We start from the raw sequence: 22,543 nt of genomic DNA on the forward strand, positions 1-22,543 counted from the left end.
TGTCAGTCCTTCAGGAAAGCCTTGAAGCGGAACAGTTCGGTCAGCCGGTAGCCGCGGTAGCGACCCATCGCCAGCATGAAGGCAACCATGATCAGCAGCACGCCAGGGAAGGTGAAGACGAAGTAGGTCAGCTCCGGAATGGTCATCAGCAGGTAGGCCAGAGTGGCCGCCACCAGGGTGCCGATAGCGACCTTGAAGGCGTGCGCGCCGCCGCGTTCTTCCCAGGTGATCGACAGGCGCTCGATGGTCATGGTCAGGATCACCATGGGGAACAGGGCGATCGACAGGCCGCGCTCCAGGCCCAGCTTGTGGCTCAGCAGGCTGATCACCGCCATGAGCACCACCACGAAGGTCAGCACCACGGACAACCGCGGCAGCATCTGCAGTTTCAAGTGCTCGAGGTAGGAACGCAGCATCAAGCCCAGCGCCGTGACCAGGGTAAACAGCAGGATGCCGAATCCCAGCTGGGTTTCCCGGAAAGCCAGGGCGATCAGCACTGGTGTGAAGGTGCCCAGCGTCTGCAAGCCGCCAAGGTTACGCAGGATCAGGATCATCAGTACGCCGATGGGGATCATGATCATGATCTGGTAGGTCTGCTGGGTCTGCAGCGGCAACCCGTAGAGGGAGTACTCGAGGAAACCCGCCTGGGCCTGAGCGTCCGACAGTTGCGCCAGGCGGATGGCGTTGATCTGACTGTTGTTCAGCGTGAATTCGACTTGCGGGTTGCGCCCGCCCTCCACGCTGATCAGCGGTTCTTCGCCAAACCACCAGATCAGCCGGTCTGCCGGCAGGCCTTGCTCGCCGGTCTCCGGATTGAAGTACAGCCACTGGGTGCCGTTGTAGCTGCGCAGCCACAGCTCCGGGGTCTGTGCGATGCCATTGGCCAGGCGGATCGTGTTGACGCGCTCCATGGGTACATGGGCAATGGACAGCAGCAGATCGATGACGCGGGCTTTATTTGCCGTGGAGCGATCGCCGCCCAGTAGCAGGCCGACGTTGTCGTCGTTCAGGTTGTTGACACGCTTGATGGTCTCGCTGATGAACGTCTCCACATCCGCGGAGTGCTGGCGGATGGGGGCCAGCAGCGCTTCGGCGGCGATCTTCTCCGGCCCTTCGACCGGGATGCTTTCGCGGAAGATCGGTCCTTTTTCCTCGCTCTGCTCACCCCCGTAGCGCTTGGTCAGCACCATCCGGTAGTACAGGGTCTGATCGCCGCTGGCGCGCCGGGCCGACCAGGTGACCCGGCGATTGCCATCGACCCGGTTGACGCTGACCCCATAGTTGTTGGAGATGAAGCTCTCGTTGAGGCTGACATGGCTGGCTGCCGGCGGCGGCACGAACATCTGCACCTTCACTGGCTCGCGGGGGTTGGCCTGGAGTTCCACCCGGGCGTCGATGTTCCACAGGTCCGCGGTTTCGTCTTCGGTCAATGGAATGCCGAGCACGAAGATCTGGTAGGCCGTAGTCAGCACCCCCAGCGTCACCAGCACGGTGATGAGAATTTTCAGATGCAGAGTCAGTGAGCGCATGGAGCTGTTTACTCGCCGGGAGTTGTTTCTGGGGCAGGGCAGGCAGGCTTGCCGGCCACGTATTTAATGCTGGGATCGACCAGGGCCGCAAACTCGGACAGCGCGTCGGAACCAATCAGCAGGGGGTACTGGAAGGCGCTGCGGTCGGTCAGGTTCACTTCGATCGTGCGCAGGGTCTGGCCCATGCACAGCTGCAGCTCGATAACCGGGCGCGCGGTGTAGCTTTTGCCTTCTTCAGGATCGAAATCGCCCGCGCGCCGCTTGATCCGGCTGATGCGTGACACCGGGCGCTCGATCGGTTTGCCTTCCGCGTCACCATTATCAAGCTGAAAACGCACCCAGGTTTCCCCGTCGCGTTCGAAGCGCTGGATGTGATGGGCACTGAGCGAGGCGGTCATGGCTCCGGTGTCGAGCTTGGCGGGCAGTTCCAGATCGAAATCCATGATCCGGGCGTATTCGTTCAAACCATAGATGGTTTTCTGATCGGCGGTGCTGGCAGTGGCCAGGCCGAGCAACAGGCAGAAAAGGAGGGGAGGCGTAATTCTCATAGGTCTTGGAGTACAGGCAGTGGCGGTTCTGAACCGACCGGAGTCAGCTGCGGACCGGCAAGCGCGTGGAACGCGGGAGAAGGTATGCAGAGACGCCCCCTGGAACAAGCGGGGCGAATTCTACCATGGCGCCGGAAGTCCGGCGCCTGGCGGATCGTGAACCGGGTGGTGGAAAGACAACTCGACCAAGGTGGCATGGCTTGGCAGGGTTCGTGTTGACAATCTTCTGCTGAGATCTAGCATTGACCCGTTTTTTTGAGTATTTTTTAGACATCTAGTAAATGGATTGTCGACAATGAATGAGTGGCTCCCACCAGCCTTGCTGTCTGTGGCGGAAGAAGGCGAAACCCTGGCCGAGCAGGTGTTCCGTCGTATCCAGGCCGCCATCGTCAGTGGAGAGATCAAGCCCGGCAGCAAGATCTCCGAGCCTGAGCTGGCGCGTACCTACGGCATCAGCCGCGGGCCGTTGCGTGAAGCGATTCACAGGCTGGAAGGACAGCGCCTGGTGGTGAGAGTTCCCCACGCTGGCGCCAGAGTGGTCTCGCTGGGTACCCGCGAGCTGGTGGAGCTGTACCAGATCCGGGAGTCCCTCGAAGGTATGGCGTGTCGCCTGGCCGCGCAGCGCATGACCCGCGCCGAGGTCGACGAACTGCGCCGGGTGCTGGATGCCCACGAGCGCGACGAGGCCTTCCAGGCCGGGCGCGGGTACTACCAGCAGGAAGGCGACTTCGACTTCCACTACCGCATTATTCAGGCCAGCGGCAATGCCACGCTGTCCCAGCTGCTGTGCGGCGATCTCTATCAACTGGTGCGCATGTACCGCATCCAGTTCTCCAGCACGCCGAATCGGCCGCACCAGGCCTTCGCCGAGCATCAGCGGATTCTCGAAGCCATTGCCGAGGGCGATGGCGAACTGGCCGAGCTGCTGATGCGCCGACATATCGCGGCTTCGCGCCGCAACGTGGAACAACAGGTAGACAACCAAAGCAGAGGTGACGCATGAGCTCCAACACCCCCGGTCAGCGCTTCCGAGACGCCGTGGCCGCTGAACATCCGCTGCAGGTGGTGGGCGCCATCAACGCCAACCACGCGCTGCTGGCCAAGCGCGCCGGCTTCAAGGCCATTTATCTCTCCGGAGGCGGCGTGGCTGCCGGCTCGCTTGGCCTGCCCGATCTGGGCATCACCGGCCTGGACGATGTGCTGACCGACGTGCGTCGCATCACCGACGTCTGCGACCTGCCGCTGCTGGTGGATGTGGACACTGGTTTCGGCGCCTCGGCCTTCAACGTGGCGCGCACCGTCAAGTCGATGATCAAGTTCGGCGCCGCCGCCATCCATATCGAGGACCAGGTGGGTGCCAAGCGCTGCGGCCACCGCCCGAACAAGGAAATCGTCTCGCAGCAGGAAATGGTCGACCGCATCAAGGCGGCCGTGGACGCGCGCACCGATGACAGCTTCGTGATCATGGCGCGCACCGACGCGCTGGCCGTGGAAGGTCTGAACGCCGCGCTGGATCGTGCCGCCGCCTGTGTCGAGGCCGGTGCCGACATGGTCTTTCCCGAGGCGATCACCGAGTTGGCCATGTACAAGACCTTCGCCGACCGCGTGAAAGCGCCGATCCTGGCCAACATCACCGAATTCGGTGCCACGCCGCTGTACACCACCGAGGAGCTTGCCTCCGTGGACGTCTCCCTGGTGCTCTACCCGCTGTCGGCGTTCCGCGCCATGAACAAGGCTGCCGAGAACGTCTATACCGCTATTCGCCGCGACGGCACCCAGAAGAACGTGATCGATACCATGCAGACGCGCATGGAGCTGTACGACCGCATCAACTACCACGCCTACGAGCAGAGTCTCGACGCGCTGTTTGCGCAGAAGAAGGGCTGAGGAAGAGGACCGTGCGGCCCATCAGCCTGGGTCGCGCCTGAGGCAATTTGCAGTATCCAGAACAAATTCAATAAGGAGAGAGCAATGGCTGAAGCAAAAGTACTGAGCGGTGCGGGTCTGCGTGGGCAGATCGCCGGACAGACCGCCCTGTCCACCGTTGGCAAGGAAGGCGCCGGCCTGACTTACCGTGGCTACGATGTGCGTGAGCTGGCCAAGGACTGTCAGTTCGAGGAAGTCGCCTACCTGCTGCTCTACGGCGAACTGCCCAATGCCGCCCAGCTGGAGGCCTATGTGCGCCGCCTGCAGGGGCTGTGCGACCTGCCGCAGGCGCTCAAGGAAGTGCTTGAGCGCATTCCTGCCGACGCCCACCCCATGGACGTGATGCGCACCGGTTGCTCGATGCTCGGCACCCTGGAGCCCGAGCACAGCTTCGAGCAGCAGCTCGACATCGCCGACCGCCTGCTGGCGGCCTTCCCGGCGATCATGTGCTACTGGTACCGCTACACCCATGATGGCGTGCGCATCAACTGCGTCACCGGTGAGCCGGACCTGGCCAGCCATTTCCTCGCCCTGCTGCACGACAAGTCGCCCAGCGAGCTGCACCGCAAGGTGATGAACGTCTCGCTGATCCTCTACGCCGAGCACGAATTCAACGCCTCGACCTTCACCGGTCGCGTCTGCGCCTCGACCCTGTCCGACCTGTACTCCTGCATCACCGGTGCGATCGGTTCGCTGCGCGGCCCGCTGCACGGCGGCGCCAACGAGGCAGCGATGGACCTGATCGACCGCTTCAAGACGCCGGCCGAAGCCGTCGCCGAACTGGAGCGGATGATGGAGCGCAAGGAGAAGATCATGGGCTTCGGTCACGCGATCTACAGCATTTCCGACCCGCGCAACGAGGTGATCAAGGTCTGGTCGAAGCAACTGGCCGAGGAGGTCGGCGACACCATGATCTTCCCGATCTCCGTCGCCATCGACGAGCTGATGTGGGAGCGCAAGAAACTGTTCCCCAACGCCGACTTCTACCACGCCTCCGCCTACCGGTTCATGGGCATTCCCACCAAGCTGTTCACCCCGATCTTCGTCTGCTCGCGGGTTACCGGCTGGGCCGCCCACGTGTTCGAACAGCGCAGCAACAACCGCATCATCCGCCCGAGCGCCGAGTACATCGGTGTCGAGCCGCGCGCCGTGCCGCCCATGGCGCAGCGCTGATTGGGGAAGGCAGGGCCCGCTGACGGGCCCTGCCTGCTCCGTTTTACCCATTACCCCATCGAGTCCATGGCATGAACACCGCATACCGCAAATCCCTGCCCGGCACCGCGCTGGATTACTTCGACACCCGCGCGGCGGTCGACGCCATCCAGCCCGGCGCCTACGAAAAACTGCCGTACACCTCGCGCGTGCTGGCCGAGCAGCTGGTGCGCCGCTGCGATCCGGCGCTGCTGACCGATGCGCTCAAGCAGCTGATCGAGCGCAAGCGCGACCTGGACTTCCCCTGGTATCCGGCCCGCGTGGTCTGCCACGACATCCTCGGTCAGACCGCGCTGGTCGACCTGGCGGGGTTGCGTGACGCGATCGCCGAACAGGGTGGCGACCCGGCCAAGGTCAACCCGGTGGTGCCGACCCAACTGATCGTCGACCACTCGCTGGCCGTCGAATACGCCGGCTTCGACCCGGACGCGTTCGAGAAGAACCGCGCCGTGGAAGAGCGCCGCAACGAAGACCGTTTCCACTTCATCGAGTGGACCAAGACCGCATTCAAGAACGTCGACGTGATCCCCGCCGGCAACGGCATCATGCACCAGATCAACCTGGAGAAGATGTCGCCGGTGATCCAGGCCCGCGGTGGCGTGGCCTTCCCGGACACCTGCGTCGGCACCGACTCCCATACCCCGCACGTGGATGCCCTGGGCGTGATCGCCATCGGCGTCGGCGGCCTGGAAGCCGAGACCGTGATGCTCGGCCGCGCTTCGATGATGCGCCTGCCCGACATCGTCGGCGTCAAACTGACCGGCAAGCGCCAGCCGGGCATCACCGCCACCGACATCGTGCTGGCCCTGACCGAATTCCTGCGCAAGGAGCGCGTGGTGGGTGCCTGGGTGGAGTTCTTCGGCGAAGGCGCCGACAGCCTGTCGATCGGCGACCGCGCCACCATCTCCAACATGTGCCCGGAATACGGCGCCACTGCGGCGATGTTCTACATCGACCAGCAGACCATCGACTACCTCAAGCTGACCGGTCGCGAGCCGGAGCAGGTGGCGCTGGTCGAGAACTACGCCAAGACTACCGGCCTCTGGGCGACCGCGCTGGAAGGCGCCGAGTACGAGCGCGTGCTGACCTTCGACCTGTCCACCGTCGTGCGCAACATGGCCGGCCCGAGCAACCCGCACAAGCGCCTGCCGACCTCGGCACTGCATGAGCGCGGCATCGCCGACGAAGCCATGCTGGCCGCCGCGCGCGCCGAAGAGGAAAAGGGTCTGCTGCCCGATGGCGCGGTGATCATCGCCGCCATCACCAGCTGCACCAACACGTCCAACCCGCGCAACGTGGTCGCCGCCGGCCTCGTGGCCAAGAAGGCCAACGCGTTGGGCCTGGTGCGCAAGCCCTGGGTGAAGACGTCCTTCGCGCCGGGTTCCAAGGTCGCCAAGCTGTACCTGGAAGAAGCCGGCCTGCTGCCGGAACTGGAAAAGCTCGGCTTCGGCATCGTCGCCTACGCCTGCACCACCTGCAACGGCATGTCCGGCGCGCTGGACCCGAAGATCCAGCAGGAAATCATCGACCGCGACCTGTACGCCACCGCTGTCCTGAGCGGCAACCGCAACTTCGACGGCCGCATCCACCCGTACGCCAAGCAGGCCTTCCTGGCCTCGCCGCCGCTGGTGGTCGCCTACGCCATCGCCGGTACCGTACGCTTCGACATCGAGCAGGACGTGCTGGGCCATGACAAGAACGGCAAGGCCATCACGCTGAAGGACCTGTGGCCGAGCGACGAAGAGATCGACGCCATCGTCGCCGCCTGCGTCAAGCCGGAGCAGTTCAAGCAGGTCTACATCCCGATGTTCGACCTGGGCAGCGTGGAAGAGGCCAAGAGCCCGCTGTACGACTGGCGCCCGATGTCCACCTACATCCGTCGTCCGCCGTACTGGGAAGGCGCGCTGGCCGGTGAACGCACCCTCAAGGGCATGCGCCCGCTGGCGGTGCTGCCGGACAACATCACCACCGACCACCTGTCGCCGTCCAACGCCATCCTGGCCGACTCGGCCGCCGGCGAATACCTGGCGAAGATGGGCCTGCCGGAGGAGGACTTCAACTCCTACGCCACCCACCGTGGCGACCACCTGACCGCGCAACGCGCCACCTTCGCCAACCCGCAGCTGGTCAACGAGATGGCCGTGGTCGACGGCCAGGTGAAGAAGGGCTCCCTGGCGCGTGTCGAGCCGGAAGGCACCGTCATGCGCATGTGGGAAGCCATCGAGACCTACATGGAGCGCAAGCAGCCGCTGATCATCATCGCGGGCGCCGACTACGGTCAGGGCTCGTCCCGCGACTGGGCGGCCAAGGGCGTGCGTCTGGCCGGTGTGGAAGCCATCGTCGCCGAGGGCTTCGAGCGCATCCATCGCACCAACCTGATCGGCATGGGCGTGCTGCCGCTGGAGTTCAAGCCGGGCACCACCCGCAAGACCCTGGGCATCGACGGCACCGAAACCTTCGACGTGATCGGCGAGCGCAAGCCGCGTGCCGACCTGACGCTGGTCATCCACCGCACCAACGGCGAAAGCCTCAAGGTGCCGGTGACCTGCCGCCTGGATACCGCCGAGGAGGTGTCGATCTACGAGGCGGGTGGGGTGCTGCAGCGCTTCGCTAAGGACTTCCTGGAAGGCAACGCCTAAGCAACGAACGAGGCGGCCCTGAGGGGCCGCTTCACTTTTCATCTGGAGCAGCGTAATGGCTCATCAACCTCAGATTCGAATCCCCGCCACCTACATCCGTGGCGGTACCAGCAAGGGCGTGTTCTTCCGTCTGCAGGACCTGCCCGAGCGCTGCCAGGTGCCGGGCGCGGCCCGTGACCAGCTGTTCATGCGCGTGATCGGCAGCCCCGATCCCTATGCCGCGCACATCGACGGCATGGGCGGCGCCACTTCCAGCACCAGTAAGTGCGTGATCCTGTCGAAAAGCAGCCAGCCCGGGCACGACGTGGATTACCTCTATGGCCAGATCTCCATCGACAAGGCCTTCGTCGACTGGAGCGGCAACTGCGGCAACCTGTCCACCGCGGCCGGCGCCTTCGCCATCCACGCCGGGCTGATCGATCCTGCGCGCATTCCCCAGAACGGCACCTGCGTGGTGCGCATCTGGCAGGCCAATATCCAGAAAACCATCATCGCCCACGTGCCGGTCACCAACGGCCAGGTGCAGGAGACCGGCGATTTCGAGCTAGACGGGGTGACTTTCCCGGCGGCGGAGATCGTGCTGGAATTCCTCGACCCGTCCGACGACGGCGAGGAGGGCGGCTCGATGTTCCCCACCGGCAACCTGGTCGACGACCTGGAAGTGCCCGGCGTCGGTACCTTCAAGGCCACCATGATCAGCGCCGGCATCCCCACGGTGTTCGTCAACGCCGAGGACATCGGCTACCAGGGCACCGAGCTGCGCGAGGACATCAACGGCGACCCCGCCCAGCTGGCACGCTTCGAAAAAATCCGCATGGCCGGTGCGCTGCGCATGGGGCTGATCAAGACGGCCGAAGAGGCGCTGACCCGCCAACACACGCCGAAGATTGCCTTCGTTTCCCCGCCGAAAACCTACAAGGCATCCAGCGGCAAGACCATCGAGGCCGGCGAGATCGACCTGCTGGTGCGTGCCCTGTCCATGGGCAAGCTGCACCACGCCATGATGGGCACCTGCGCGGTGGCCATCGGCACGGCGGCGGCGGTGCCCGGCACGCTGGTGAACCTGGCTGCCGGCGGTGGTGAACGCCAGGCCGTGCGCTTCGGCCATCCCTCCGGCACGCTGCGAGTCGGTGCCGAAGCGAAGCAGATCGACGGTAACTGGACGGTGACCAAGGCCATCATGAGCCGCAGCGCGCGCATCCTCATGGAAGGCTGGGTGCGGGTGCCGGGCGACGTGTTCTGATTACCTGTTTGCGAGAACGAAAAAGCCGGCCTGGGGCCGGCTTTTTCGTTTGTTCGGGCGCCCTACTTGAGACGGCGCTCCACGCCCATCTCCACCAGGATCTTGGCGGAGATCTCCTCCACCGAGAAATGCGTGGTATTCAGGCACGGGATGTTCTCGCGCTGGAACAGCTTCTCCACTTCGCGCACCTCGAACTCGCACTGGGCGAAGCTGGCGTAGCGGCTGTTGGGCTTGCGCTCATGGCGAATGGCGGTCAGCCGGTCCGGGTCGATGGTCAGGCCGAACAGCTTCTGCTTGTGCACCTTGAGGGCTGCCGGCAGTTGCAAGCGCTCCATGTCCTCTTCGGTCAGCGGATAGTTGGCCGCGCGGATGCCGTACTGCATGGCCATGTACAGGCAGGTGGGTGTCTTGCCGCAGCGTGACACGCCCACCAGGATCAGGTCGGCCTTGTCGTAGTAGTGGGTGCGGGCGCCGTCGTCGTTGTCGAGGGCAAAGTTCACCGCCTCGATGCGCTCCATGTAGTTGGCGGAGTGGCCGATGGCGTGCGACTTGCCCACCGAATAGGACGAGCTGGCGCTCAATTCCTGCTCAAGCGGCGACAGGAAACAGGAAAAAATGTCGATCATGAAGCCACTCGACTGCGCCAAGATGTCGCGGATCTCCTGGTTCACGATGGTATCGAAAATGATCGGCCGGCAACCGTCGCGCTCGGTGGCCAGATCGATCTGCTGAACCATGGCCTGAGCCTTGGCGGGCGTGTCTATGTAGGGTCGGGTGAGTTTCTGGAACTGGATGTTCTCGAACTGGGCAAGCAGGCTCTGTCCAAGGGTTTCGGCGGTGATGCCTGTTCCGTCAGAGATGAAGAAAGCGGTTCGTTTCATACGCCGAAAGCCTTAAGGTGAAAGCGATTCTTGGCTATCATAGCCGGGCTGTGCCATAGCTAGACGGCTGGCATTCTTACCTATTTCCCCGGGGCAGGCCACACCGGTGCGGACACAATCCGCTGGCAGCATTCCCCTACAGCGTGGAGAAATCACCTTGGTTGAGTACGTAGTTTCCCTCGATAAGCTCGGCAACCACGATGTCGAGCGGGTAGGGGGCAAGAACGCCTCCCTGGGCGAAATGATCAGCAACCTGGCGGGTGCCGGTGTTTCCGTCCCCGGCGGGTTCGCCACCACGGCCCAGGCCTATCGTGATTTCCTCGAGCAAAGCGGTCTGAATGATCGTATTCACGCCGCGCTGGATGCGCTGGACGTCGATGACGTCAATGCCCTGGCCAGGACCGGCGCGCAGATCCGCCAGTGGGTGATGGACGCCGAATTCCCTGCCCAGCTGGACGCCGACATTCGCATGGCCTTCGCCGAAATGAGCGGCGGCAACGAACATATGGCGGTTGCCGTGCGCTCCTCGGCCACCGCCGAAGACCTGCCGGACGCCTCCTTCGCCGGCCAGCAGGAAACCTTCCTGAACATCCGTGGCGTGGACAACGTGATCCGTGCCGCCAAGGAAGTGTTCGCCTCTCTGTTCAATGACCGCGCCATCGCCTACCGCGTGCACCAGGGCTTCGACCACAAGCTGGTTGCCCTGTCCGCCGGTGTACAGCGCATGGTGCGTTCGGAAACCGGCGCCGCCGGTGTGATGTTCACCCTGGATACCGAGTCCGGCTTCCGTGACGTGGTGTTCATCACCGCCGCCTACGGCCTGGGCGAGACCGTGGTGCAGGGCGCGGTGAACCCCGACGAATTCTATGTCCACAAGCAGACCCTGGAAGCCGGCCGCCCGGCCATCCTGCGTCGCAACCTGGGCAGCAAGGCCATCAAGATGATCTATGGCGACGAAGGCAAGGCCGGCAAGTCGGTGAAGACCGTCGACGTGGCCCGCGAGGAGCGCGCGCGCTTCGCCATCAGCGACGAGGAGGTCGCCAACCTGGCACGCCAGGCGCTGATCATCGAGAAGCACTACGGCCGCCCGATGGACATCGAATGGGCGAAGGACGGTGACGACGGCCAGCTGTACATCGTGCAGGCTCGCCCGGAAACCGTGAAGAGCCGCGCCAGCGCCACCGTCATGGAGCGCTACCTGCTCAAGGAAAAGGGCACCGTGCTGGTCGAGGGCCGCGCCATCGGCCAGCGCATCGGCGCCGGTCCCGTGCGCGTGATCCACGACGTGTCCGAGATGGACAAGGTGCAGCCGGGCGACGTGCTGGTCTCCGACATGACCGACCCGGACTGGGAACCGATCATGAAGCGCGCCAGCGCCATCGTCACCAACCGCGGCGGCCGTACCTGCCACGCGGCGATCATTGCCCGCGAGCTGGGCATTCCAGCGGTGGTGGGCTGCGGCAATGCCACCCACGTGCTGAAGGACGGCCAGGGCGTCACCGTTTCCTGCGCCGAGGGTGATACCGGCTTCATCTTCGAAGGCCAGCTGGGCTTCGACGTACGCAAGAATTCCGTCGATGCCATGCCCGAGCTGCCGTTCAAGATCATGATGAACGTCGGCAACCCGGACCGCGCCTTCGACTTCGCCCAGCTGCCCAACGCCGGTGTCGGCCTGGCGCGCCTGGAGTTCATCATCAACCGCATGATCGGCGTGCACCCCAAGGCGCTGCTGAACTTCGCCAGCCTGCCGGCCGACATCAAGGAAAGCGTGCAGAAGCGCACCGCCGGCTACGCCGATCCGGTGAGCTTCTACGTCGAGAAGCTGGTGGAAGGGGTCAGCACCCTGGCCGCCGCTTTCTGGCCGAAGAAGGTCATCGTGCGCCTGTCGGACTTCAAGTCCAACGAATACGCCAACCTGATCGGCGGCAAGCTCTACGAGCCCGAGGAAGAGAACCCGATGCTGGGCTTCCGTGGCGCCTCGCGCTACATCAGCGAGTCGTTCCGCGACTGCTTCGAGCTGGAATGCCGGGCCATGCGCAAGGTACGCGATGAGATGGGCCTGACCAACGTCGAGCTGATGGTGCCGTTCGTACGTACCCTCGGCGAAGCCTCCCAAGTGGTCGACCTGCTGGCCCAGTACGGCCTCAAGCGCGGCGAGAACGGCCTGCGCGTGATCATGATGTGCGAGCTGCCCTCCAACGCGCTGCTGGCCGACGAGTTCCTCGAGTATTTCGACGGTTTCTCCATAGGTTCCAACGACATGACCCAGCTGACCCTGGGCCTGGACCGCGACTCCGGGATCATCGCCCACCTGTTCGACGAGCGTAACCCGGCGGTCAAGAAGCTGCTTTCCAGTGCCATCCAGGCCTGCCGCAAGGCGGACAAGTACATCGGCATCTGCGGCCAGGGCCCATCCGACCACCCGGATCTGGCCCGCTGGCTGATGGAGCAGGGCATCGAGAGCGTGTCGCTGAATCCGGATTCCGTTCTTGATACCTGGTTCTTCCTCGCCGAAGGGCAAATCTGAGCGCTTTGACCATACTGGAAGGGCGGGTCTGAACCCGCCCTTTTCATATCCACGCGATAGAACCCTGTAATGCAAAGCAGCAGCCGACTCTTTCCTGTCTCCCTGCTCGGCGCCGAACTCCGCGGCGACCTGAGCGAGGACGTCTACCTTCTCAAACCACGCAACAGTCCCGATGCCAGCGTCGAGCTGGCGGTCACCCGCCTGGGGCGCGCCGATGTACAGGGGGGGCGGGGCGTACCTGTGATCCTGCTGCACGGCACCTTCACCAACCGGCGTTTCTGGTACTCGCCCAAGGGCATTGGTTTTGGCGCGCACCTGGCCCGGGCCGGCTTCGATGTGTGGATTCCGGAAATGCGCGGGCATGGTCTTTCGCCGCGCAACCGGAGCTACCGGCACAATCGAGTGGTCGACTATGCGCGCTACGACCTCCCCGCCATCGCCGCCTTCGTCATGGAACAGACCGGGCAGACACCGCACTGGATGGGCCATTCGCTCGGCGGGGTGGTGCTCGCCGCTGCCGCGGGCGGTGGTTATCTGGACCAGCACAGCGCAGCCTCGCTGGCGCTGTTCGGCAGTCAGGTCAGTCGCTTGTACCTGCCGTTGAAGTTTCCGCCGGTGGCGTGGGGCGGGCACTTGCTGCTGGGCTGCCTGCCGCATCTGTCCGGCATGCGACTGGGGCGCGGACCCGAGGACGAGCCGATCGGCGTGGCGCGCGACGCCCTGCGCTGGCATGGACTGTTCGGTCGCTTCGGCTGCGGGCGGGAAAACTGGTGGCAGGGCCTGGCCACGGTGCGTATTCCGGTGCTGGCGGTTTCCGCCGAGGGGGATCGTCAGGATCCGCCGGCGGCTTGCGAGCGTCTGCTGCGCCAGTTCGGTTCGGCCAGTCGCGAGCACCTGTGCCTCGGCCCCCGGAATGGCTTCTCCAGCCCCTTCGGCCACGTTGAAATGCTCATCAGCAAGACGGCGCAACGCGAGGTCTGGCCATTGCTGACCGACTGGCTGCGGCGCCAGGCGAGCACCTCGGCGGAAGTTCAGGGGTGTGCCACGCGCGAAGCCCTGTGCTAAAGGGGATCGCTGCGGCTAAGATGTGCGCCCCCGCAGCAGCACCATCTCAAGGAGTTCAGCATGCAATACGTCACCCCTGACCTGTGCGACGCCTACCCGGATCTGGTTCAGGTCGTCGAGCCGATGTTCGCCAACTTCGGCGGCCGCGACTCCTTCGGTGGTCAGATCGTCACCGTGAAGTGCTTCGAGGACAACTCGCTGGTCAAGGAGCAGGTCGACCTGCCCGGTGAAGGCAAGGTGCTGGTCGTGGATGGTGGCGGCTCGCTGCGTCGCGCCCTGCTGGGCGACATGCTGGCCGAGAAGGCGGCGAAGAATGGCTGGGAAGGCATCATCGTCTACGGCTGCGTACGCGACGTCGACGTGCTGGCGCTGACCGAGCTGGGCATCCAGGCGTTGGCGAGCCATCCGATGAAAACCGACAAGCGCGGCATTGGCGACCTGAACGTGGTCGTTACCTTTGCCGGCGTGACCTTCCGCCCTGGCCAGTACGTGTATGCCGACAACAACGGCATCATCGTTTCCCCTGAACCGCTGAGCATGCCCGAGTAGGTTCGATCGGATCTTAGCGCTCCGCGCCTCTGGCCGGAGCGCTTGCCCTGCTGTGACCCTCGGTTGTCCCGCCGCGTCTACCCGTTTGTACTCCGCGGAGGTGCGCATGCACGACCCCTTCGAAGAATCCCTGCGTGATCTGCTCAAGAACGCACCGTCGTCCCAGCATGACGACGATGCGACCCTCGATCGCGTGCTCAAGACCGCCAATCGTCAGGTGGGCGTCGGCGATCTGTTCTCGCTGATGGGCAACTGGTTCGAGGCCCTGATGATCGCGCTGAATGCCGGTTCCCGGAACGTGGAATCGGGCCATGCCGCCACCAAACGCTGTGCTGAAAAGGCTGAATGAAGATGGAATTCGATCCCTGGACCCAGAGCCTCGTCAACGCCATGAGCACCATGTGGGGCTCGGTGGCGGCTTTCATCCCGCGCCTGTTCGGCGCCCTGGTGGTGCTGTTGCTGGGCTTCGTGGTGGCCAAGCTGCTGGACACGCTGCTGTCCAAGTTGCTGGCCAAGTTGGGCCTGGACCGACTGATGGCCGGCACCGGCCTGACCAAGATGATGGCGCGCATCGGCATCCAGGTGCCGGTTTCCACCCTGATCGGCAAGATCGTCTACTGGTTCGTGCTGCTGGTGTTCCTGGTGTCGGCTGCCGATTCCCTGGGCCTGCAACGTGTCTCAGCTACCCTCGACGTGTTCGCCCTGTACCTGCCCAAGGTCTTCGGTGCAGCCCTGGTACTGCTGGCCGGTGTGCTGCTGGCGCAACTGGTCAACGGCCTGGTGCGCGGAGCCGCGGAAAGCGTGGGCCTGGATTACGCTGCCAGTCTCGGTCGTGTCGCCCAGGCCATGGTCATCATCATCAGTATCTCGGTGGCCATCGGCCAGCTGGAGGTGAAGACCGACCTGCTCAACACCGTCATTGCCATCGTCCTGATCTCAGTCGGCCTGGCCGCTGCGCTGGCCTTGGGGCTGGGCAGCCGCGAGATCGCCGGGCAGATCCTCGCCGGCATCTACGTGCGCGAGCTGTATGAGGTGGGCCAGGATATCCAGGTCGGCGACATCCAGGGGCAGATCGAGGAAATCGGTACGGTGAAGACCATCCTGGTCACCTCGGATGGGGATTTGGTGTCAATAGCCAATAAGACGCTGCTCGAACATCGCGTCAACAGCCGTTGAGGCGGCAAATCCTGTTATCTTATTGCGCCGCGACGACCGCCCGGTCGCTCGCCGCGCATCCGCCTCAATCGCCGACGATTCGTTTTGAACAAAGTCCAGCACCCCGGCCAGCGCTACGACCCCCGCGAGCTCTCTGACGAAGAGCTGGTGGCGCGCGCGCACCAGGAACTCTTCCATATCACCCGCGCCTACGAAGAGTTGATGCGGCGCTACCAGCGCACGCTGTTCAACGTCTGTGCGCGGTACCTCGGTAACGATCGGGACGCCGATGACGTCTGCCAGGAAGTGATGCTCAAGGTGCTCTACGGCCTGAAAAACTTCGAAGGCAAGTCCAAGTTCAAGACGTGGCTGTACAGCATCACCTACAACGAGTGCATCACCCAGTACCGCAAGGAGCGGCGCAAGCGTCGGCTAATCGATGCCCTCAGCCTGGAACCCATGGAAGAGGCCTCGGAGGAGAAGACACCGAAAGTCGAGGACAAGGGTGGCCTGGATCGCTGGCTGGTGCATGTGAATCCCATCGACCGGGAAATCCTCATCCTGCGTTTTGTCGCCGAGCTGGAGTTCCAGGAAATCGCCGACATCATGCACATGGGCCTCAGCGCCACCAAGATGCGCTACAAGCGCGCGCTGGACCGTATGCGCGAAAAATTCGCCAGCGCGGAAACTTTGTAACCCATCCGCCTCTCTGAATGGTGACTCCCCTGTTTCTGGGGAGCCATCCATACCATTCAGATGGGGATTTACGGATGAGGCTCAAAAACACCTTAGGCGCGGTCATTGGTGCTGTTGTCGCCGCGACCTCCGCGCACGCGTTGGCTCAGGGCCAGGGCGCCGTCGAGGTGGAAGTGTTTGCCAAGCAGTACTACCCCGATAGCCGCCGCAACATCGAAAGCGAAGGCGAGCTTTACGGGGCCGGGGCTAGCTACTTCCTCACGGATGACGTCTCCCTGGGCATTTCTCACGGCGAATACCACGATCTCACCTCGGACGATCCGGTCACGGTCGATGGGCGTTACAAGAACATCAAGGGCAGTTTGACCTCGCTAGATGCGGTCTATCACTTCGGTGAGCCGGGCCCTGGCGTACGTCCCTACCTGTCGGCCGGTATGGCCCACCAGAGCATCGGCCAGGCGGAGCGCAGCGGGCGAGACCGCAGCACCTTCGCCAACGTCGGCGCGGGGGTGAAGGTCTACTTCAGCGAGAACTTCTTCGCCCGGGCCGGGGTGGATGGCATGCACAACATCGACCAGGGCAACAGCGAGTGGATGGCAGGCGTCGGTGTAGGCTTGAACTTCGGCGGCGGTCGTCAGGAAGTTGCCCAGGCCGAGCCCGAGCCGGTCTATGAGCCTGTGGTCGAAGCTGAGCCCATTCCTGAGACGGTGCGGGTCGAACTGGATGTGAAGTTCGATTTCGACAAGGACGTGGTGCGCGAGGACAGCTACGACGATATCCGCAACCTGGCGGAGTTCATGCAGCAGTTCCCGCAAACGACCACCGTGGTGGAAGGCCACACCGACTCGATCGGTACCGAGGCCTACAACCAGGACCTCTCCAACCGCCGCGCACGTTCCGTGCGTAACGTACTGGTCGACCAGTACGGCATTTCGGGCAACCGCGTGGACTCGATCGGCTATGGCGAAACTCGTCCGGTGGCGGACAACGCCACCGAGGCCGGCCGCGCCATCAACCGTCGCGTGGAAGCCGAGGTGGAAGCGCAGGTCGAATGACAGTCCGTTCGATCTGCGTGACCGGGACCGGGGCCTGAAGGGGCCCCGGTTTTTTTATGACCGTTTGCTGGCTCAGGGAGCGGGGGAAGGAAATACCACAAGCGGCCCGGCAGGCTTGCCGGGTGGCGGTACGAAGGCGGGTGCCGGCGTGCCGGCCGGTCCGAGATGGCTGACGAAGCGATGGATGCTCAGCAGATCCTGGTCGCTCATCAGACGAAGCGCGTGATTGGGCATCGGGGGTCGATAGTTGGCGTTGCGAGCCAGTTGCAACCATTGCGCTTCGCTCAGTTGCGGCAGGAGCAGGCGCAGGTTGCTGGCATAGGTCGTCCCCCACGGGCCGCTCCACCCCAGTCCTGCGCCCAGCAGCCAGGCACTTTCCGGAACCTGATCCGGCGCCTGCAGATAATTCTCGGTGTGGCAGTCGTTGCAGCCGGCGATCTGTACCAGGTAGCGGCCACGCTCCACCCGCTCCGCGTTCTCCGGAGGAGGGGCCCGCCCAAGCAGGCATGGGCAACAACAGGGCGGCGGCAAGCAGCGAAACTCTGTTCATGGCGGTTCTCTCCCTGAATCCCGCTTCAAGGTATAGCCCAGGGTCGAGACCGCGAGCGCCCGTCGCAACACGGGAAGACTCATGGCGCCGACACTATTCGGCGAATTTCCGGCAGGCAGGAACCGCACTGGGTTCCACAGCGCAGCTCGCGTTGCAGGGCGGACAGATCCAGGCCCTGTTGCAGACTCGCCAGGATGGCGCTGGCGGAAACGTTCAGGCAGTTGCAAACCAGCCGATCGGTGGCGGCCTGGCGACCCGCTGGCGCGGCGAGTGGCGCCAGCAACTGCTGATGCGGCACGTCGACCGGCTGGCCTTCCCGCCAGACCTGCATGAGCCAGTCGCGGGCCAGGACCTCGCCGGCCAGCCGCACGGCGGTCAGACGGCCCTGCTCGAGGCGCAGGCGCTTGCTGATCCCGGCTTCCGGATCTTCGTAGGCCAGTAGCGGTTCGTGCAATGCCAGCGTCCGGTCCAACTGCATCAGCCATGACTGCGGCGGCGCCTTGGCGCGGGCGGCTCGAATCACCAGGGCCGTGCGCTCTCGCCCCAGCAGACCCAGGCTTACATAGGGGAACTCCACCAGCAGCGGCCGTAGCGCATCGAGGTGCGATAAACCGATACCTTCGACCAGCGCGAACAGCCGCCAGGGCAGGTCGGCCGGTTCGAGCGCCACACCGCTGAGCTTGAGTTCCGGCTGGCGTGACAGCGGATCGAACCCCGGCTGGGTCAGCACGTTGGTACCCAGTCCCCTGAGGAAGCGGTCGCCCCAGTGCATTGGCAGCCAGGTATGCCCTGGCCGCAGGCCTGCATCGCCCTGCACCGGCAGCACCAGGCTGCCGCGTCGACTGGAGACCCGGACCAGGTCGCCTTCGTGCAACCCCAGGTTGGCCAGATCATCGGGGTGAATACCCAACAGGGGCTCGGGCGCATGGCCGAACGCCTGTGCAGCGGTGCCGGTGCGGCTCATGCCATGCCACTGATCACGCAGCCGACCGGTATTGAGCAGCCAGGGAAAGGGGGGCTCCGGCATTTCCAGGACGGCCCGATAAGGCTCGGCGATGAAGCGCGCCCGTCCGCTGGGCGTCGGGAACCGGCGGTCGCTGTACAGGCGAGGCGTGCCCTGGCGGGCTCCGGCCGGGAAGGGCCACTGCTGAGGGCCGAGCGCGTCGAGCAAGGTATAACTGAGCCCGGCATAATCCAGGTCGCGCCCGGCGGTTAACGGTGTGAACTCCTGGAACAGGGCCTGCGGCGAATCGAAGTCGAACAGGCTGGGGAGGCCAGGCCGCAGTCGCTGTTCCAGCCGGCGGGCGAAGTCGCAGACGATGGCCCAGTCCGGCCGCGCATCGCCCGGGGGCGGTACGGCCTTGCGCACGTGGCTGACGCGCCGCTCCGAGTTGGTCACCGTGCCTTCCTTCTCGCCCCAGCTGGCGGCCGGCAGCAACAGGTCTGCATAGGCGCAGGTCTCGGTGCCGACGAATGCCTCCTGCACGACCACGAACGGGCAGGCCGCCAGTGCGTCGTGGATGCGCTGCTGGTCGGGCATCGATTGCGCCGGGTTGGTACAGGCGATCCACAGTGCCCTGATGCGGCCCTCCGCCACGGCTTCGAACAGCTCGACCGCGCTCAGCCCGGCGCCGGGAAGGCTATCGACACCCCAGTAGCGGGCGAGCTCGGCGCGGTGTTCGGCATTGTCGGCCTCCCGATGGCCGGGTAGCAGATTGGCCAGGGTGCCGGTTTCCCGGCCGCCCATGGCGTTGGGCTGGCCGGTCAGTGAGAAGGGGCCCGCGCCCGGCCTGCCGATCTGTCCGGTGGCGAGGTGCAGGTTGATCAGGGCGCTGTTCTTGGCGCTGCCGCTGCTGGACTGGTTGAGGCCCATGCACCACAGCGACAGGAAGCGGGGAGCGTCACCGATCCAGCGCGCGGCCTGTTCCAGATCGTCTGCACTCAGCCCGCACAGCCGACTGACCCGCTCCGGCGGGTACTCCTGTACCAGGCTCTGCAGTGCCGCGAAGCCTTCGGTGTGCTCGGCGATGAAGGCAGTGTCGATGCGTTCGTCACGCAGCAGGATATGCAGCAGGCCATGCAGCAGCGCCACGTCAGTCCCCGGCTGCAGCGCCAGATGCAGATCGGCCAGCTCGCAGCTGTCGGTGCGCCGTGGGTCGACCACGATGACGCGCATCTGCGGGCGCTGCGCCTTGGCGGTTTCCAACCGGCGAAACAGCACCGGATGGGCGAAGGCCGGGTTGGCGCCAATGATCAGCACGCAGTCGGCCAGCTCCACATCCTCGTAGGAACAGGGCGGCGCGTCGGCACCCAGGCTGCGCTTATAGCCCACTACGGCGCTGGACATGCACAGCCGCGAATTGCTGTCGATGTTGGGTGTACCGATCAGGGCTCGGGCCAGCTTGTTGAAGGCGTAGTAGTCCTCCGTGAGCAACTGGCCGGAGACGTAGAAGGCAACGCTCTGCGGTCCGTGTTCGCGGATCGTCGCAGTGAAGCGCTCGGCGGCATGCTCCAGGGCGCTGGGCCAATCGGTGCGGGTGCGGCCCAGCGTCTTGCCCAGGCGCAGTTGCGGGTGGAGCGCGCGGTGCTCCAGTCCGCCTGTCAGATGAAGACTCGCGCCCTTGCTGCACAGTCGACCCAGGTTGGCGGGGTGCTCGGGATCGCCACGCACGCCGAGGATGCGGCTGCCATCGTGCTCGATCAGCACGCCGCAGCCGACACCGCAGTAGCAGCAGGTCGAGGCGGTGGTGCGGCGTTCACTCGACATGGTGGATCCCCCGGTGTGCAAGGGCCTCACCGAACATCAGCCGGTCGCGGAAGCCGGCGATCGATGCGCCCTCGTGAATCAGGCGCTGATACCAGCCACTGTCGGAGCTGTCGCCGTACAGGCAAGCACCCACCAGGCGGTCTGCGCGCAGGACCAGTTTGCGGTATACACCGCCGACAGGGTCGCGCAGGAGGATGCTCCGGGTGCCCTCGCCGCCGGCATGCTCGCCGGCCGAGTACAGGTCGATGCCGCTCACCTTGAGGCGGGTCGACAGCAGCGAGCCTGTGTAGCGGCCAATGCCCAGCCTCGCCAGGTGGGTGGCACACACCCGGGCCTGCTCGAACAGCGGCGCCACCAACCCATAGCTGATGCCGCGATGGCTGGCGCACTCCCCCACGGCATAGATGCGTGGGTCGTAGGTTTGCAGGGTGTCGCTGACCAGAATGCCCCGCCTGCAGGGCAGGCCGGCCGCTTCGGCCAGTTCGCTGTTGGGGCGGATGCCCGTCGCCACCACCACCAGCTCGACGGCCAGCTGGGTGCCATCGCGCAGACAGACCGCACGTACCCGGCCGTTCTTGTCACCCAGCAGGCGCTCGGTATGGGCGGCCAGGCGGAAGCCGAGGCCACGGGCCTCCAGCGTCTGCTGCAGGAGCGTCCCGGCCTCGCGGTCCAGTTGACGCTCCAGCAGCCATTCACCCCGGTGCACGACAGTCACCTGCATGCCGCGCTGGCGCAGTCCGTTGGCCGCTTCCAGGCCCAGCAGGCCGCCGCCGATCACCACCGCGTGACGATAGCGCTCGGCGGCTTCGAGCATGGCGTGCGTGTCGGCGATATCGCGGTAGCCGGTGACGCCGTGCAGCTCATGACCGGGCAGCGGAGGAATGCAGGGCCGCGAGCCGGTGGCCAGCAGCAGGCGGTCATACACCGCCTCGGTGCCGTCATCGGCGATCACCAGACGCCTCGCGCGATCAATGCGCACCACGCTGCGACCTGCGTGCAGGCGAATGCCATTCTGCCGGTACCAATCGAAATCGTTGAGGACGATGTCCTCGAACTGCTGCTCGCCCGCCAGCACCGGAGTCAGCAGGATGCGGTTGTAGTTGGGATGGGGCTCGGCACCGAATACCTGTATGTCATACAGGTCCGGGGCCAGTCCCAGCAGCTCTTCCAGCGTGCGCACTCCGGCCATGCCGTTGCCGACCATGACCAGTCTGGGTCTGTTCATTCGCTTCTCCGTCACGCATGCCAAAAACAAAAAGGCGTCCCGTCGCCAGTGCGACGAGGACGCCTTTGTCCGTGCCGGTCGAGTCTGCCTTCGCCGTTGAAGGCCGTGCCGGTGATGCAAGAACCCAAGCAGGCTGCGTGCCAGATCGGCAACCGGTTGATTATCAGGGGCTTGGCGACGACGGTTGCATACCGACGGAGAAGGTGGATGCCCGCTGCTGGTGCGTCCTGCCCGGGCGCAGTGCGTTCGGGGGCAGGCTAGTTACGCAGCTCTTTCAGGTAGCCATCAATCAGCAGCGGCTGGTGGAAGGGCATGCCCTGGGCCATGCGCAGCACGGCGCGATTGTGTTCGTAATGGCCCAGCGCATAGCCCAGGCGCTCGGCGCAGGTGGCGACCAGGAACGTCAGCAGCACCACGCGCAGGCCAGGCAGTGGCAAGCGCGGTGCAAAGAGAATCACCAGACTCGCCAGGCTGCGCAGCAGGCTCTGGATGAGCAGAAACGCTGCGGCAAGGGGGAGCGGGTTAAGTGCGCGCAGGAAGTCCATTATCGCGCCACGGGAGAGGTCACCGAGGTGATGGCCTTGCAGGGTCCAGAGCTGATTGTCCACGTGCGCCAGCAGATGTACCAGGACGACCAGCAGCACCTGGCCGCCCAGCTGCAGCGAACGCGGCAGCCAGGCGAGCGGCCGGGCCAGCAGCCAGGCCGGTGCCAGGAACATCAGTGCGTAGCTGCCGATGAGCAGCCAGCGATAGGCCTGCTGGGGAAGGTTGTGCGCATCGGTGATGAACAGGTGCAGGTGCAGCAGGAGCGCCAGCCAGGACAGGCACCAGAACAGGGTATCCGAGCGTTCATGGTGATCGGAGCGATAGTGCACCAGGATTCCCGGCTCCGCGGCGGTGCCCCGCCAGCTGTAGGCCGGTGCCAGACTGTTCTTCTTCCTGAAAAGCGACATGCTGACCCCCGGAATCCTGAATC

The 22,543-nt window shown here is 64.7% G+C and carries 18 protein-coding genes and 1 pseudogene; 12 read left to right on the forward strand and 7 right to left on the reverse strand.

The window, feature by feature from the left end; all coding sequences use genetic code 11:
* Positions 1–2 precede the first annotated feature (2 nt).
* Complete coding sequence (gene rloB / locus PT85_RS07760; protein WP_027589767.1) at positions 3–1,529, reverse strand: osmotic stress tolerance membrane protein RloB; 1,527 nt, start codon at positions 1,527–1,529, stop codon at positions 3–5.
* Positions 1,530–1,537: 8 nt separating this feature from the next.
* Positions 1,538–2,077, reverse strand: a complete 540-nt coding sequence (rloA, locus tag PT85_RS07765; protein WP_027589768.1) for a retropepsin-like aspartic peptidase RloA — start codon at positions 2,075–2,077, stop codon at positions 1,538–1,540.
* 295 nt (positions 2,078–2,372) lie between these two features.
* On the opposite strand from rloA, the gene PT85_RS07770 reads away from it, so the two are divergent.
* From PT85_RS07770 to prpF, 5 genes are all read left to right on the forward strand, one after another.
* Complete coding sequence (locus tag PT85_RS07770; protein ID WP_037008614.1) at positions 2,373–3,080, forward strand: GntR family transcriptional regulator; 708 nt, start codon at positions 2,373–2,375, stop codon at positions 3,078–3,080.
* The gene (prpB, locus tag PT85_RS07775) at positions 3,077–3,964 is read left to right on the forward strand and encodes a methylisocitrate lyase (protein ID WP_027589770.1); all 888 of its coding nucleotides are present in this window, start codon (positions 3,077–3,079) and stop codon (positions 3,962–3,964) included. The genes PT85_RS07770 and prpB overlap by 4 nt, the downstream gene beginning before the upstream one ends.
* An 84-nt stretch (positions 3,965–4,048) precedes the next feature.
* Positions 4,049–5,176, forward strand: coding sequence for a bifunctional 2-methylcitrate synthase/citrate synthase (gene prpC, locus PT85_RS07780; protein ID WP_027589771.1), 1,128 nt, complete (start codon positions 4,049–4,051; stop codon positions 5,174–5,176).
* 71 nt (positions 5,177–5,247) lie between these two features.
* Positions 5,248–7,854 (forward strand): Fe/S-dependent 2-methylisocitrate dehydratase AcnD, encoded by a 2,607-nt coding sequence (acnD, locus tag PT85_RS07785; RefSeq protein ID WP_027589772.1) that lies wholly within the window; start codon positions 5,248–5,250, stop codon positions 7,852–7,854.
* Between the two features lie 55 nt (positions 7,855–7,909).
* Complete coding sequence (gene prpF / locus PT85_RS07790; RefSeq protein WP_039606336.1) at positions 7,910–9,097, forward strand: 2-methylaconitate cis-trans isomerase PrpF; 1,188 nt, start codon at positions 7,910–7,912, stop codon at positions 9,095–9,097.
* 62 nt (positions 9,098–9,159) lie between these two features.
* On the opposite strand, the gene ppsR is transcribed toward prpF, so the two are convergent.
* Entirely contained in the window at positions 9,160–9,978 is an 819-nt protein-coding gene (ppsR, locus tag PT85_RS07795; RefSeq protein ID WP_027589774.1) for a posphoenolpyruvate synthetase regulatory kinase/phosphorylase PpsR, read from the reverse strand.
* A gap of 157 nt (positions 9,979–10,135) precedes the next feature.
* Between ppsR and ppsA the strand changes: the two genes are divergently transcribed.
* The 7 genes from ppsA (at position 10,136) to PT85_RS07830 (ending at position 17,025) form a co-directional block, all read left to right on the forward strand.
* Positions 10,136–12,505 (forward strand): phosphoenolpyruvate synthase, encoded by a 2,370-nt coding sequence (gene ppsA / locus PT85_RS07800; RefSeq protein ID WP_039606337.1) that lies wholly within the window; start codon positions 10,136–10,138, stop codon positions 12,503–12,505.
* 69 nt (positions 12,506–12,574) lie between these two features.
* Positions 12,575–13,570: an alpha/beta fold hydrolase gene (locus PT85_RS07805; protein WP_039606338.1), complete on the forward strand. Its 996-nt coding sequence runs from the start codon at positions 12,575–12,577 to the stop codon at positions 13,568–13,570.
* Positions 13,571–13,630: 60 nt separating this feature from the next.
* On the forward strand, positions 13,631–14,119 hold the full coding sequence (gene rraA, locus PT85_RS07810; protein WP_039606339.1) for a ribonuclease E activity regulator RraA: 489 nt from the start codon (positions 13,631–13,633) through the stop codon (positions 14,117–14,119).
* Positions 14,120–14,225: 106 nt separating this feature from the next.
* On the forward strand, positions 14,226–14,468 hold the full coding sequence (locus tag PT85_RS07815) for a hypothetical protein (protein WP_027589778.1): 243 nt from the start codon (positions 14,226–14,228) through the stop codon (positions 14,466–14,468).
* Between the two features lie 2 nt (positions 14,469–14,470).
* On the forward strand, positions 14,471–15,295 hold the full coding sequence (locus PT85_RS07820; protein ID WP_027589779.1) for a mechanosensitive ion channel family protein: 825 nt from the start codon (positions 14,471–14,473) through the stop codon (positions 15,293–15,295).
* 84 nt (positions 15,296–15,379) lie between these two features.
* Positions 15,380–15,970, forward strand: coding sequence for an RNA polymerase sigma factor SigX (gene sigX / locus PT85_RS07825; RefSeq protein ID WP_027589780.1), 591 nt, complete (start codon positions 15,380–15,382; stop codon positions 15,968–15,970).
* A 74-nt stretch (positions 15,971–16,044) separates the two neighbouring features.
* Entirely contained in the window at positions 16,045–17,025 is a 981-nt protein-coding gene (locus PT85_RS07830; RefSeq protein ID WP_039606340.1) for an OmpA family protein, read from the forward strand.
* Positions 17,026–17,097: 72 nt separating this feature from the next.
* Here the strand turns inward: PT85_RS07830 and PT85_RS07835 are convergent, their stop codons facing one another.
* The 4 genes and pseudogenes from PT85_RS07835 to PT85_RS07850 form a co-directional block, all read right to left on the reverse strand.
* A complete protein-coding gene (locus PT85_RS07835) occupies positions 17,098–17,490 on the reverse strand; it encodes a cytochrome C (protein ID WP_139181977.1) in 393 nt (130 codons plus the stop codon).
* A gap of 164 nt (positions 17,491–17,654) precedes the next feature.
* Entirely contained in the window at positions 17,655–20,342 is a 2,688-nt protein-coding gene (locus tag PT85_RS07840; protein ID WP_039606403.1) for a nitrate reductase, read from the reverse strand.
* 25 nt (positions 20,343–20,367) lie between these two features.
* Positions 20,368–21,567, reverse strand: a pseudogene (locus PT85_RS07845) (NAD(P)/FAD-dependent oxidoreductase); the annotation flags it as partial.
* Positions 21,568–21,824: 257 nt separating this feature from the next.
* Positions 21,825–22,520 carry a hypothetical protein gene (locus tag PT85_RS07850; RefSeq protein ID WP_039561847.1) on the reverse strand — a complete coding sequence of 232 codons (696 nt, stop codon included), beginning with the start codon at positions 22,518–22,520 and terminating at the stop codon, positions 21,825–21,827.
* Positions 22,521–22,543: the final 23 nt, after the last annotated feature.

The organism is Pseudomonas flexibilis, from assembly GCF_000806415.1.
GTDB lineage: Bacteria > Pseudomonadota > Gammaproteobacteria > Pseudomonadales > Pseudomonadaceae > Serpens > Serpens flexibilis.